This window comes from Candidatus Dormiibacterota bacterium (genome assembly GCA_035635555.1).
GTDB lineage: Bacteria > Acidobacteriota > Polarisedimenticolia > Gp22-AA2 > Gp22-AA2 > Gp22-AA3.
Genome location: DASQAT010000016.1, coordinates 112,804 through 127,356 on the forward strand (window position 1 = coordinate 112,804; position 14,553 = coordinate 127,356).

At 67.8% G+C, this 14,553-nt stretch carries 9 protein-coding genes; 6 read left to right on the forward strand and 3 right to left on the reverse strand.

Translation table 11 applies throughout. The features are described 5' to 3' along the window. The first annotated feature begins 4 nt into the window (after positions 1-4). From VEW47_04780 to VEW47_04800, 5 genes are all read left to right on the forward strand, one after another. A complete protein-coding gene (locus VEW47_04780; GenBank protein ID HYS04489.1) occupies positions 5-2,899 on the forward strand; it encodes a DUF4215 domain-containing protein in 2,895 nt (964 codons plus the stop codon). A 65-nt stretch (positions 2,900-2,964) separates the two neighbouring features. Then, the gene (locus VEW47_04785) at positions 2,965-6,585 is read left to right on the forward strand and encodes a tetratricopeptide repeat protein (GenBank protein ID HYS04490.1); all 3,621 of its coding nucleotides are present in this window, start codon (positions 2,965-2,967) and stop codon (positions 6,583-6,585) included. A 108-nt stretch (positions 6,586-6,693) separates the two neighbouring features. Next, on the forward strand, positions 6,694-8,832 hold the full coding sequence (locus VEW47_04790; protein HYS04491.1) for a MopE-related protein: 2,139 nt from the start codon (positions 6,694-6,696) through the stop codon (positions 8,830-8,832). 61 nt (positions 8,833-8,893) lie between these two features. Beyond that, a complete protein-coding gene (locus VEW47_04795; GenBank protein HYS04492.1) occupies positions 8,894-10,567 on the forward strand; it encodes a SpoIIE family protein phosphatase in 1,674 nt (557 codons plus the stop codon). Positions 10,568-10,596: 29 nt separating this feature from the next. After that, on the forward strand, positions 10,597-11,073 hold the full coding sequence (locus VEW47_04800) for a hypothetical protein (GenBank protein ID HYS04493.1): 477 nt from the start codon (positions 10,597-10,599) through the stop codon (positions 11,071-11,073). Here the strand turns inward: VEW47_04800 and VEW47_04805 are convergent. From VEW47_04805 to VEW47_04815, 3 genes are all read right to left on the reverse strand, one after another. Continuing rightward, positions 11,063-11,797 carry a methyltransferase domain-containing protein gene (locus tag VEW47_04805; GenBank protein ID HYS04494.1) on the reverse strand — a complete coding sequence of 245 codons (735 nt, stop codon included), beginning with the start codon at positions 11,795-11,797 and terminating at the stop codon, positions 11,063-11,065. The two genes, VEW47_04800 and VEW47_04805, sit on opposite strands and share 11 nt — an antisense overlap. 132 nt (positions 11,798-11,929) lie before the next feature. Continuing rightward, complete coding sequence (locus VEW47_04810; GenBank protein ID HYS04495.1) at positions 11,930-12,268, reverse strand: hypothetical protein; 339 nt, start codon at positions 12,266-12,268, stop codon at positions 11,930-11,932. A 178-nt stretch (positions 12,269-12,446) separates the two neighbouring features. Then, positions 12,447-13,517: a hypothetical protein gene (locus VEW47_04815; protein ID HYS04496.1), complete on the reverse strand. Its 1,071-nt coding sequence runs from the start codon at positions 13,515-13,517 to the stop codon at positions 12,447-12,449. A gap of 265 nt (positions 13,518-13,782) precedes the next feature. Here VEW47_04815 and VEW47_04820 point away from each other — a divergent pair, with 265 nt between their 5' ends. Then, positions 13,783-14,490 carry a uracil-DNA glycosylase gene (locus VEW47_04820; GenBank protein HYS04497.1) on the forward strand — a complete coding sequence of 236 codons (708 nt, stop codon included), beginning with the start codon at positions 13,783-13,785 and terminating at the stop codon, positions 14,488-14,490. The last annotated feature ends 63 nt before the right edge of the window (positions 14,491-14,553 follow it).

Here is a 14,553-nt window from a genome sequence, read left to right on the forward strand (position 1 = left end):
AGCCGTGAAGCCGACCCCGGCAAGGACCAGGCTCCGCCGCGCCTTCCCGGCGATCCTTCTTGCGGTCTCGGCCCTCGCCACGGGGGTGGCCGGTCATGCCGGGGGGCCGGCTCCGGCTGCGTCGCGCGCGGAAAGCGGCGCCGCGCGCCTGCTGCGCCTGCGGGCCCGCATGCGCGCGAAGATCGTCCGCAAGGGCGGGCGCTCCCGTCCGGACCGTGCGGACGGTATGGCGGGCCCCGTCGCGCCGCTCCCCTTTTCGCCCGAGGTGCAGGCGAGCCACGGCGTGGCCGGCACGCAGAGCGAGACCACGGTCGCCGCGTTCGGCAGCCACGTCGTCGTCGGCTTCAACCAGGTCAACGGGAACCGCGGCTCGGGCGTCGCGTATTCCACCGACGGCGGCCAGACGTTCACCGACAGCGGCGGGCTGCCGGTCGGCGGTGCATTGCCGAAGGAGCTCCTGGGCGATCCGTCCGTGACCGTCTGCGGCGACGGCACGTTCTATTACTCCAGCATCTACTTTCCCAACGCGACCGATTCTGCGCTGGCGGTGAACGTCGGGACGTTTTCGGGGGCGACCCTCGCCTGGACCAATCCCAGAGTCGCGATCACGTCCACGAACGACTTCCTGGACAAGCCGTGGCTCACCTGCGATCGCGCCACCAACACCCTGTACCTCGTCTACACGCGCTTCGTGAACGGGAACATCAACCTGTCCGGTCCGCTGCAGATCGAGATCCTCAAGTCGGTCGACGGTGCGTCCACCTGGACCGCCCCGCTCATCCTGGAGGCCAGCCCGACCGAGTCGGTGCAGATCGCCTACCTCGCGATCGGACCCGGAAGCGAGGTCTACGTCCTGTGGGAGCGCGGCCTGGACGACATCACCGCCGCCGTGACGCAGCTGGAGCTCCGCCGGTCGTTCAATTTCGCCGTCAGCTTCGATCCGACGGTCATCGTGCGGGTCATGACCCCCTCGTTCTTCCCCGCCAATGTCGGCTACAACCGCGAGGACGTCATCGAGGAGGGGACCGTGGCGGCCGACACCTCGACCGCGGCGACCCGCGGGAACCTCTACGTCATCTGGGTGGAGCGCGAATCGCCGTCCATGCCGTCCCGGGACGTTTTCCTGTCCCGCTCCACCGACCGCGGGACGATCTGGTCCGCCCCCGTGCGCCTGAACGACGACACCCCGGGCAACGACCAGGTGATGCCGTGGGTGTCGGTCAGCTCCGCGGGTGCCGTCGAGGCCTTCTGGTACGACCACCGCAACTGGGCCGGCATGCACACGGTGGACGTCTACGCCGCCCGCTCCCTCGACGGCGGGCATACATTTGGTCCGAACTTCCGCGTCACGACCTCACCGTCCTCGTGGTTCGCGCCGGCGACCTTCACGCCGAACTTCGGCGACTACATCCAGTGCGCGAGCGAGGGGAACGCCTTCTATCCCTCCTGGGCCGACGCCCGCAACAACGACATCGACGTCTTCGTCGACCACGTCGCGACCGACACGTGCGGCAACGGCGTCCCCGATCCGTTCGAGCAGTGCGACGACGGCAACCTGCTGGACGGCGACTCCTGCTCCGGCGCCTGCGCCGCCACCCCGTGCGGCAACGGCACCCTGGAGGGGAGCGAGCAGTGCGACGACGGTAACCTCAAGAGCGGGGACGGCTGCTCGGAGACCTGCCGGCGGGAAGTGTGCGGCGACGGGATCGTCCAGCCGGGCAACAAGGAGGAGTGCGACGACGGCAACCTGACGTCCCTGGACGGCTGCTCCTCCACCTGCCTGATCGAGATCGACCGGATGGCCTTCATCGCCGACGAGCGCTCCCGCCTGGCGCTCATCAGCACCACCAGCGGCCGCACGATCCAGATCGGCGACCCGGGGTTCCACGAGATCGGGGACCTGGCGTTCTCCTCCGCCGGCCGGCTCTTCGGCGCGACGCAGCACAACGTCAACCTGTCGATCGGGTACAACGGCGTGCTCTTCGACATGGCCCCGCTCGGGCTGCCGGGGCGTGGCTCGCTCATCGGCGCGACGGGCCAGGCCGCGATCACGGCAATCGACTTCCATCCGGCCACCGGCGCGCTGTACGGCATCGGCGTCGATGACGCGGGCGCGAGCCGCCTCCTGACCCTCGATCCGACGACCGGTGCCGTGGTGTCGATCATCGGAGACCTCGGACTGGTCGCCGCCCGCGCCCTGGCGTTCGACGACGCGGGGACGTTGTTCGTGTCCGGCCAGACGACGACGGTGGCACCGCAATCCCTGTTCACGGTTGATCCCGCGACCGCAGCCAAGACGCTCGTCGGCGGGCCGATCTTCTCGAACGTCGCTCTGTCCGGCATGGACTTCAGCCCCGGCGGGACGCTGTACGGCATCGCCCTGCGCGGCACCGGAGCGGACGGGGGCCTCCTGTCGATCAACAGGAACACCGGGACCGGCACGCTGCTGTTCACGACGGGCCGCATCAACCAGCAGGGGATTCGCTTCGCCCCGCTGACGGCGCTCGACCACGACCTGGACGGGATCCACGACATCGCCGACTGCGCTCCCACAGACCCGCTGAACGGGCCGCCCGGACCGGTCGCCGGTCTCGATTTCACCGACTCGCGCGCCTTCACCTTTTCGCCCGCACCCGGTGCGCGGTTCCACAACACCTACCGCGGCACCATCACGGCCCCCCTGGGCACGCGTCCCCCCGGCAGCGTCTTCGATCACGCCTGTCTCGAAAGCGACGACTCGGAGGGAAACGGCGACCTGGTCTCCAGCGACGCGTCGAATCCGCCCGCCAGGACCGCCTTCTACTACCTGGCGGGGGGCGAAGGATGCGGCGACGGTCCGCTCGACTCCGACCCGGCGCATCCGATCCCGATCCTGGTCGCCTGTCCGACTCCTCCCTAGCCTCGAACCGTCCGGGCATTTCCCTTGACCGTGCGCGCGCGGCGGGCCTACGATGATGCGCCGCTATGAACTGTCCCCGTTGCGGATGGCCCAATCCGGAGACAGCGGGGCAGTGTTCTGCCTGCGCGTCGACACTCTCGCCTGACCCACCCGCCGCGGACGGCGAGGGCGCGGACACTCCCACCCGCACCGGTATCGGAGGCGGGAGCGATCGCACGCTCACCACCTCCGGTGTTGCCCGCTCCGCGACCGGCGGATACGGCTTCGCCCCGGGCGCCCGCCTCCTCCCCGGCACCCTCCTCGGCACGCGCTACGAGATCCTGACGACCCTCGGAGAGGGGGGCATGGGGACGGTGTACAAGGCTAAGGACCGCGAGCTCGGACGCCTCGTGGCGCTGAAGGTCATCCGGCCCGAGATGGCCTCGCGGCCGGATGTCCTGGAGCGCTTCAAGCGCGAGATCCTGCTGGCCAGCCAGGTGACCCACAAGAACGTCCTGCGCATCCATGATCTGGGGGAGGCCGGGGAGATCCGTTTCATCTCGATGAGCTACGTCGAGGGGACGAATCTCAAGGGGCTCCTGGAGCGCGAAGGGGCGCTGTCGCTCGAGAAGGGGCTGCCCCTGGCGCGGCAGATCGGCGAGGCGCTGCAGGCGGCGCACGACGCCGGCATCGTGCACCGCGACCTGAAGCCGCAGAACATCCTCATCGATCAGGACGGCAACGCCTACATCGCCGACTTCGGGATCTCGCGCTCCCTGGCCGAGGGGGGAACGATGACCGACACCGGGACGATCCTCGGCACGGTGGACTACATGTCCCCCGAGCAGGCGCGCGGCGAGACGCCGGATCACCGCGGCGACATCTACTCCTTCGGCGTGATCCTGTACGAGATGTTCACGGGCAATCTGCCGTTCCGGGCCTCGAACGCCCTGTCGATCATGATGAAGCGTCTGCACGAGGACGCGCCGACGATGCGGCAGGCCCGGTCCGAGGTGCCGGCCTGGCTGTCGGCCGTCGTCGCGCGGGCGATGCAGCGCGACCCGCACGACCGCTACCCCAGCGCCGGTGACCTGCTGCGCGATCTCGAGCGGCAGCGCGCCTCGCGGTCCTGGCGGCGTTTCGCGGCAAAGCGCTACCTCGTGCCGGCCGCGGCGCTGACCCTGGCCCTGCTCGTGGCCTGGAACCCGTTCCACCTGACCTGGCCCCCCTGGGGAGCGTCCCTGGCACCTCCGCCCCGCACCTCCCTCGTCCTCCTCCCGTTCCAGAACGCCACCGGCGACCCGCGATACGACTGGGTGCGCACGGGGCTCCCGAGCCTGATCCGTTCGGAGCTGATCGAGGCCAAAGCGCTCCGGCTGGTCGGCGAGGACCGGGTCAAGGAGGTGCTGGCCTCGCTGAAGCTCGGCGACGACCTCGACCCGACGCCGACGACTACCCGCCGGATCGCCTCGCTCCTCGGCGCCGAGAACGTCCTGGGAGGGCGGATCGTGCGAATCGCCGACCGTCTGCGGATCGACGCGACCTTGCGGCCTGCGGGCGGATCGTCCTCAACGGCGGCGGCGCCGACGGACGCGAGCGCGCTGGTGGTGGACGGTGAGGGGGACAAGGCGATCTTCACGATGGTGGACGATCTCACGCGCCAGGTGCGCGAGCGTCTGGGTGTCGCGGGCGGGCTCCTCGAGAGGCGGCGCGGCGCCACCGAGCTGTCGACGAAATCGGTCGAGGCGCTGTCCCTGTACGGCGATGGGCTGGCGCTGGCTCGTTCCGGAAACCAGCTCGAGGCGGTGAAGCGCCTGACGGCGGCGCTCGACAAGGACCCGCAATTCCACGTCGCCCGCGCCCTCCTGGCCGAGACTTACGACCGTCTGGGATACACCGACAAGGCAACGGCGGAAGCGGCCAAGGCCGTGTCCGGGATCGGCTCGACCTCCCCTTACGAGTCCGCGCGCATCCGGGCCGTGCAGGCCCGACTCACCAACAACAGCGCGGGAGCCCTCAAGGCCTACCGCGAGCTGTGCGAGCTCGCGCCGAACAATGCCGAGGTCTTCTTCGACTTGGCTGCGGCGCAGGAGGAAGCGGGGGATCTCGAGGGCGCCTTGAAGTCACTGCAGCGGGTGATCGCCCTCGACCCCAAGCATCCGAGCGCCTTCTACGCGCTCGGACGTGTCCACAACAAGCTCGGGAAGGGAGCGGAGTCTCTCAAGGATTTCAACACCGCCCTGGCCCTCCACACCGAGACGGGGAACGAAGAGGGGAGGGCCGCTGTGTTGAACGGCCTGGGGAACACCTACCGGTACCTCTTGGGCCAGCCGGACGAGGCGCTGAAGAACTACATGGCGGCCCTCGAGATCCGGCAGCGGATCGGCGACCGCCGCGGCGTTGGGGTCACCCTGCGCAACCTGGCGTCGATCCAGCGCGAGCTCGGCAGGCACGAGGAGGCCATCCAGTCGGTCAAGAACGCCCTCGCCATCAGCCAGGAGATGGGCGACAGAGAGGGACTGGCCTACGGGTACTCGGAGCTTGGAGACATCCAGCAGGACGCCGGCCGGCCCGAAGCGGCCCTCGCCGCATACCAGGAGAGCCTCAAGATCGTCCGCGACATCGAAGACCCGGTGAACCTGGCCCGGGGTCTCGCCAGCGTCGGCTACATCAACAGTGTCCTGGGACGCTACGTCGAGTCGTTCATCTTCCTCAAGGAAGCGCTCGCCAAGCGACGCGAGATCGGCGACAAGGTGGAGATCGTCCGGTCGCTCATCGACCTCGGCCTCGTCGAGCAATTGCAGGGGCGCTTCGAGGAGGCCCTCAAGTATGAAACCGAAGGACTGACGATGGCGCGCGACATCGGCGAAAAGGTGTGGATCGGCATCCTGTCGGCGAACCTGTCGAACATCCACGAGGACCAGGGGGAATACGGACCAGCCCTGTTTCTCCTGGCCGACGCTCAACAGATGGCCAGGGAGGCGAACGACACGACGCTATCCACGACCTGTCTCGTCTACCTTGGAAGCGTGCGCCGACAGCTGGGCGACTCTCAGGGAGCCGACGGCGCCCTGAAGGAAGCGCTACGCCTCGCCGGAAAGATGAAGAATGCGCCGCTCCTGGCGGAGGCGCTCAGCACTCAGGCGGCGCTCCTTCTGGAAGGAGGGCAGCGCGCCCGGGCCCTCGCCGTCGCGAAAGAGGCGGTCACGCAGGCCCGCGCCGCGAACGACCAGCGCCTCATACTGCTGGCGCGTCTGCGTGAGGCGGAAGCCTCCCAGTCGGCCCGCGATCTGGAACAGGTCGCCAGCGCCGCGTCGAACATCGGGCTCGCCCCGCTGACCGCCGCCACCCGCCTGGCCCTGGCGAGAGTCCACCTGGCCGCCGGCCGGGGGCGAGATGCGGCAAGGGAGGCGGAGCTGGCCCAGCACCTCGCCTCCCCGATCCACCTGCGGGACGTGCAGTTCCAGTCCCTCCAGATCGCGTGCAAGACTTTGAAATTGCAGGGAGAAGCAGCCGCCGCCCGGGACCGGGCGGGCCAGGCGCTCGGGGTGCTCGAGGACATGCGCCAGGGGCTCGCGGGAACCGACCTCAAGACGTTTCTTGCACGACCCCTGACGGTCGAGTTCGCCCGGCAAGCGGAGGCGCTGTTCAAGGGACCCGACCACGCCGCGGAGACAGCACGCCTGCAGTCGCTCCTGAAGCCGTAAAAGGGGGCGATTCCTATTGACAAGAGGGGACGTTCGGGGATATTTGAGTCGGCAGAATCCGTAAAAAACCGCAGTGGACGTGTGTTTCGCGCAATGGAGGAGATGAAATTGAGTCGCGCAATATCGAACCTGAACCGGGTCATTTTCACCATCCTGATCGTTCTCGTGTCCTCCGCCGCCTCATCGACCGCAGCGGCGACGGTCACAACCTATCCGGACCCCGAGTCGTTTCTCGCCGCCGCCGGCGGAGGGGAGCTGACGCACGAAGGGTTCGACGCCTTCACCTCAGACACAGTGATCGGCGACCAGATCCCCGGAGTCGTGTTCTCGTCTCCGAACAGCGGCATCGATGGGTATGTCAGCATCCACGTGATCGGCCACAGCGCGGCTTCGAGCGCGCCGAACATGCTCGTCGGCGGCTCGGTTTCGGGCATCGAGAGCCCCTATCTTCAAACGATTTACCTCGACTTCCATCCGTCGATCACCGCCTTCTCGTTCTACCTGACCGCCTATGATCCGGCGGCGACTCCCGCTTCTGTGAAGTTCGAGTTCGGCGACGACAGCACCGCTACCCTGCCCCTGTCGAACGACTCGGACAGCGAGTCGACCCCGGTGTTCTTCGGTGCTGTTGCCGACGGGCCGATCTTCCGCGTGGTCATCACCGCCGGGACGGTGACGGGCATCTCCGAGGAATTCGGGGTCGACGACGTGCGGTTCGGAATCGCCGCCTCGGAGACCGATACGACCCCGCCGGTCTGCAGCGGCGCTCCGGCGACCGAAGGAGGAGTCCGCGGCATCGATGGGACGGCGACCGATTCCAGCGTGATCGGGTGCATCGACTGCCTCAGGTCCGTCGCGTCTGGTTCCATCCATCCCGAACAGGTCCAGTCGGGTATCGTGAGTGTGGCGCTGGAAGAGGGGGAGTCCAACGTGCGGCTGACTGTGGACCCCTTCGATCCGGGGGCGCCGTCCGTCGATTTCCGCGTCGAGCCGATCGATGCGGGCGCAAACGGGCAGGGGACTGTGGTGGCGACCGATGGCGGCGGCAACAGGTGCACCCTTCACGCCACCTTCCGCGCCCTCGGACCCGGTCCGCTCTCCAATCAGACGATCTGCCTCGCCGACGGCCTCCTGTTCAGCATCAGCAATGGCGGCGGGACACCGGCCGGTGCCGCCGCCTGCTCGGCGAACTTGCCGAACGGCGACGAGCCGGCGTTCCCTCCCGGCTACCAGCCATCTCCGCCTGACGATCCGTTTCCGTGCCAGGTCCTGACGATCGACTCGCCGGTGTCCGGTTCGACCGACATGGTCCTCAAGAAGGACGGCGAATTCGAGCCCAATCTGCGGATGCTGTACTCCCACTCGTCCGATGTCGGCGGTGTCCTGACTTATCCTCCCTTCACGGACGTAACCCTCTCGGTCGACCAGATCGCCACGGTCACCCCCGACCCGACGCGCGCCAAGGGTGCGGCGCAGTGGTCTCCGGTCAAGATCGCTTGCGGACTCGTGAGCGAGGACGCCCGCCTGTCCTACTGCGCCGGACTCGGCGGCGCCCCCGGGCCCGATGCGGACGGCGATGGCTACACCCTGTGCGGCTCGGCGACCCGGGCCGCCGACTGCAGCGACCAGCGCGCCTTCATTAATCCCGGGGCGACGGAGCTGTGCAACGGTCTCGACGACAACTGCGACGGAGTCCCCGACGACGGGCATCCGACCGCGGGGGCGGGTCTTCCCTGCACCGTGGTGCAGACCGGTCTTTTCGGCGCCTGCACCCACGGTCTCACCTCGTGCGCGGACGGTCCGATGGTCTGCAAGCAGACGGTCTTACCGGTCCAGGAGGTCGCCTGCAACGGTGCCGATGACGATTGCGACGGTCACATCGACGAGGCCTACGTCTTCGACGGATACCTGGCGCCGATCAAGGCCGGCAGCCCGACCGTGTTCCTCAAGAAGCGGGGGGCGATCCCGGTGAAGTTCCAGCTCCGCGACTGCGCGGGTGCGAACATCCCCAACGCCGTCGCCAGGATCGAGGTCCACTTCGTCGCCAACGGCGTGGTGGGCGACCAGGCCATCGACATCGGCAGCGTCGGAAGCGCCAACACGGACAATCTCTATCGCTACGATCCGACCGCGCAGCAGTACATCTATAATCTGAGTGCCTCGTCCCTGCAGTCGAACTCGCTCTACCTGATCAGGACGATCCTCGACGACGGGACGGTGCATGACGTGACAATCGGGATCAAGTAGGGTCGTAGAACCCGGCGGCGCCTCCCGGCGCCGCCGGGCCCTTCTCGCCGCGGGGCCGGACATGGACTTCCTGACGGTCATTACGCCCGAGGGGTCGAGTGTCCGCCGCGACATCGACGCCGACAACCTGCGCATCGGGCGCGCCTCGGGGAACGATCTGGTCCTCAAGGACCTGAACGTCTCCCGCACCCACGCCGCCATCGTCAGGCAGGCCGACGGCGTGTTCGTCCTCGATGCCGGGGGGAAGAACGGCACATTCGTCAACGACCGGCGCATCGGAGAGCCGACCCGCCTCAGCCCGGGTGACCGGGTCCGCCTGGGATCGACCCTCCTGATCTTCAACGGCGCCACGATCCCGAGCGTCGAGTTCAGCGACCGGCCCCTCCTGCAGGGCGCCGGCACGACCTACTTCTCGCCGACCGGGCTGCGGACGCCCGAGCTGCACGACGTCCCGCTGATCCTAGAGGCGAAGACGCCGTTCCCGCCCCCCGCGGACCGCGCCTCCGCCGCCTCCATCGCCGCCATCATCCAGGAGGCCAACGAGCAGCTGGTCTTCCATCGTCCGCTCCCCGAGATCCTGGAGACCATCATGGATCTCGCCCGGCGGGCCGTGCCGTTCGAGCGCGGACTTCTCATGCTGCGCGCGGGTGAGACCCTCCTGGCCCAGGTCATACGGGTCCCGCCCGACGAGGCCGGCTCCACCATCTCGATCAGCAAGACCATCGCGGACCGCGTGATGCGGAAGCAGGAATCGATCCTGACGAGCGACGCCCTGATCGATGACCGCTTCCGCCTGGGACACAGCGTCGAGGCGCAGCAGCTCCGGTCGGTCATGTGCGTCCCCCTGTGGAACAACCGCGATGTGATCGGACTGATCTACGTCGACAACCGCCACAGGGCCGCGTTGTTCAGCGAGGAGAGCCTGCGTCTCCTGACCTACCTGGCCAATGTCGCGGCCGTGAAGATCGAGAACGCCCGGCTGTTCGAGCAGGTCGTGGCCAAGGAGCGGATGGAGCAGGAGCTGCAGAAAGCGCGCGAGATCCAGGAACATCTGCTGCCGGCCCAGGGGCCGCCGATCCCGGGATACGAGGTGTACGGACACAGCGCCCCCTGCCAGGCGGTCGGCGGCGACTATTTCGATTACGTGGAGCTTCCGGGCGGGCATTACGGCATCGGGCTGGGGGACGTGGCCGGCAAGGGGTTGTCCGCCGCGCTCCTGATGGCCTCGTTCCAGGCGAGTCTGCATGCCCTGTGCGAGATGGGGCTGTCGCCGGACGAGACGATCACCCGGCTCAACCGGCACCTGAACCGGCGCATTCCCCAGAACCGCTTCGTCACCTTCTTCTACGGAGTCCTGGATCCGGAGCGCCACACCCTGACGTATGTCAACGCCGGGCAGAACCCGCCGTGCCGGGTGCGCGCCGGGGCGGAGGTCGAGCGGCTGACGGCGACCGGTCCGCCCCTGGGGATGCTCGCCGGCGCCGCCTTCCGCGCCCACAGCCTGGAGATCCTCCCAGGCGACGTCGTGCTCTGCTTCAGCGACGGCGCGACCGAAGGACGAAGCGCTTCGGACGAGGAGTTCGGCGAAGCGCGCCTCATCGAAATCGCGCGGCAGGATCCCTCGGCGACTCCCGAGGACATCGTCCATCGCGCCGCCGCCGCGGTCGAGAGCCACTGCGCCGCCTCGCCACGGCAGGACGACATCACGCTGGTGGTGCTGAAGCGGTCGGCCTGAAACAGGAGCCTCGCTCCGGGAGGACCCCGATGGAACAGACGACGGACGTGACTCCCTTGAATCCGGAAAGCAACAGCCTCCCGATGGCCCTGCTCGCGGGCGGTGCCGCCGCCGTCGTCGGAGCGGCGCTGTGGGCGACCATCACCGTGGTGACCAACATGCAGATCGGCTGGATGGCGATCGGCATCGGCTTCCTGGTCGGCTACGCCGTGCGAAGATTCGGGAAGGGGTCGGAGCCGACGTTCCAGGTCCTGGGGGCCGTGCTGTCGCTGCTCGGCTGTCTCGCCGGCAATCTCCTGATCGTCTGCGTGATGGTCGGCCGGCAGGAGAACATCCCTCTCCTGACCATCGTGACGCACCTTCACCCTTCGGTCATCGTGGACCTGATGGTGGAGACGTTCAGCCCGATGGACCTGGTGTTCTACGCCATCGCGGTCTACGAAGGGTACCGTTTCTCGCGCGCCCCGGTGCCGCGGACCGTGAGCGTGCCCAATCTCAACGTGTGAATTTCAGGCAGGATTGATCGACGATCCAACGGGCGTCCCAGAAGCCCTTGGTGTAGTCGTCCTTCGGGTTCGAGAGCATCTGCGAGATCCCCGCCAGGCTGAACCCGGCCGCCAGCACCTCGCGGACGATGACGTCGTCGGCGATGCGGTGGTTCTCCGCGTCGCGGCCGCTGGCCGTGCGGGAGTCGATGATTCCGAGAGTCCCGCCCGGCTTCAGGAGGCGCTTGATCTCCGCCAGCGCCTCCGCCGGGTTCTTCAGATCGTGGTAGTTCCTTATGGTGAGGACCGCGTCGAACGACCCCGCCGGGAGCTTGGCGAGCGCCTTCGCCAGGTCCCCTCCGAATCCCTGCGGCTCCGGCATCACGACCTCCTCGACGTTGGGGAGCGCGAGCGGCTGGAAGCGCTTCTGCCAGGCCTCATGGTCGTAGGACGCGAACCCTACGACCTTCCCGTTCGAACCGACCGCCTGGCTCAGGAGGAGCGTCAGGTAGCCGTTCCCGGGGAACAGGTCCATCACCTTCATGCCGTCCTTGACCCCCCAGAAGGCCATCAGCTCGACCGGCCTGTTGTAGGAGTCGCGGTCCTTGTCGGTGTCGGTGCGCCCCTTGGCCTTCAGGTCGAGGGTCGCGGCCCGGAGCGGTGGCGTGGTCGCGACGGCCAGTGCCGCGACCAGAAGCGTCGGAACGGTGCACTGGAGAAGATTCGAGAGCCGGTGTGGCGTCATCGCTGCGGTCCTCCTGAGAGTCGTGTGCAGGGGGCCGCGATTTCTATCACGCCCGGCGGGGGAGGTCAACTCGGAAACCGGCTGAAACCGGCGGGCGGCCTCACGGCTCCACCCGCCGGCACCACAGCCCGTTCAGCGGGACCAGGCTCCCGCGATGTGGAAGCGCGCCCCGCCCTGGTAGACGTAGTGTCCCGGCACCCAGACCGGCTCGCAGTAGCCGGGCTCCGCATAGTACGGCGGCGGGTCGTAGACATGGACGGGGGCCGGCGCGAACAGCGGCACGCCAAAGCCGAAGAACAGCCGGGTGCGGTACCTGGGCCTCGAGTACGGGGCGTAATACCCGCTGTGGTACCCTCCTCGGGAGTAGCGGACAGGGTGTCCCCGGTAGTGGTCACGGTGATCGGCCAGGACCGGAGTCGCCAAGGCGAGCCCCAGGGTCATGAGCACCGCGAGCGTCAGGATCTTCTTCATCTGGACACCTCCTCCGGTACTTCCGCCACGGCGATTCCGGCGGTCGGCCGGGGCACGCGGCGTCTTCATCTGAGCGTATTAGCAAACCGCCTGCCAACCCGGAATGTACCCTGCCGTGGGCACTCGGAATGAAGAGGGGGTGACCCTGGAGCGTCACCCCCTCTCTTCGACTCCGGAGCTAGTAGGCCACGAACGGATCCGTGCGTACGACCTTGACGGGCACCCCATCGACCTGCGTGGGGACGCGTGACTGCACCGGCCGGGTCGAATCGACGTAGACGACGAGCGCCACCCGGCTCGGGTCATCGTCCATCACGCCCACCCCCACGCCGATGATCTCGGGATTCCGCATCATGTCGGGAGCGTGCCGGTCCTTGACCATGGTGGCGAAATCGAGATCGTTCTGCAGCGGCTCGCGACCGAAGCCGGTGGCGGCCGACGCCGAGGTCGGGGCGGTGCACGTCGACGTGCCGACGAAGCCGACCCCCAGGGACCCGATGACATCCTGGATCGGGTTGCCGATGGTGCTGGAGCTGCTGCCGGCGAACAGGAGGGCGACCGGCGCGTTGTCGCCGTTCGTCTCGCTGCCGGTATTGCTGCACGACCCCGATAGGATCAACGAGCCGGAGTCGCCGCCCGCGCTGAAGGTGGTGCTGTTGATCACCACCTGGTTGGTGTAAGCGATGACGAACTTCTTACCTTTGCCGCAACTTCTCTGGTACTGGACGTTGACGTTGGTGCTGATCGATGCGATGGTTCCCTGCTGGCAGCCGGTCGTCCGGCCGCTCTTCGCCACCGCCAGCCCGACCCGCGGGGTTCCGGGTGTCGCGCACGGGACACCGATGTCCAGGATCTTGCCGCCGGCGTCCATGAGTCCTGGACGCACCGCCGCGAGAGCCGCATCGACGTTCTGCGTCCCGAGCGGCACCGCCTGGCTGAAGTCGGCAACCACCGTCGCAACACTGCAACCGTTGTCGATCAGACCGGGCTGGGTGATGTCCTCGCCCACTGCGGCCTGATCGACGCGCGCCAGAACGTGGTTGTTGCTCAGGATGTACTGGATGCCTCCTTTGGTGACCAGCGACCCAAGAGTTCCGCCGCAGCAGAAGAAGCGTGTGATGTCGTTGGCGTTCCCGCCGGACGACCCGAATGACATCGTCCTTACCTGGTGGTTGGCGCCACTGCCGTCGGCCAGGACCAGACCGACGAAAAGACCTGCGCAGACGGCGGACAGAAGGAATTTGCGCACCGGCGACCTCCCCTCGATGGGAGCCGGCATGTCCCGATGCCCATGTTCGGGGCGACACCGGCTCGTTCACAGAATCGAGTCACATCGACGACCGCCGCGCGCCACGAGCGCCCGAGGCCATCAGGGTGTCCCGTGATGGGCGCAGGGGACAACACTTCGGACGCAGTTTTCTATCGCACGGCGAATGCGTGGTGCGTCGGCAGGCGATCTATGTACGCCCGGATCCGGGAATTGTCAACACGGTCCTGATGTAGTCTTGGGCGGCATGAACTTCCGTTCCCTGCAGGAAGTCCGGCGCGCGATCGTGTCGTGCGAGCGTTGCCCACGGCTGCGCTCTTATTGCAGGCAGGTCGCGCGCGACAAGAAGCGCGAGTTCCTGGAGTGGGACTACTGGGGTAAACCGATCCCGGGATTCGGCGATGCTCGCGCGCGTCTTCTGGTGGTCGGTCTCGCCCCCGCCGCGCACGGCGGAAACCGCACCGGCCGTGTGTTCACAGGAGACTCGAGCGGCGACTGGCTGTACGAGGCCCTGCATCGGTACGGCTTCGCCAGCCGGCCCACCTCGGTGTCGCGCGACGACGGGCTCGAGCTCATCGACTGCTACATTGCGGCCGCGGCCCGGTGCGCCCCGCCCGAGAACAAGCCGACCCTCCAGGAATTCGCCAATTGTCGGCCCTACCTCGATGCGGAGATCCGGCTGCTCCACCGCGTTCAGGTCGTCGTGGTCCTGGGTCGGCTCGCCCTCGAGAACTTCCTTCGAGCCGCCGGCAACCGGGACAGGACCGGACCTCCACCCGCTCCACGCTTCGCGCACGGCGCCGAGAGGGCACTTCCGGACGGCAGGACCCTCCTCTGCTCGTTCCATCCGAGCCGGCGCAACACCAACACGGGACTCCTGACGCGGCCGATGTGGCACGCCGTCTTCCTTCGCGCCCGCGAACTGGTCGGGTCCGCGCCGGCGCGACCGCGGTAGAATGATCGACGATCGACGACGAGGTGACCCATGAATCCGGAAAGGATCGACGTGCGCCAGGCG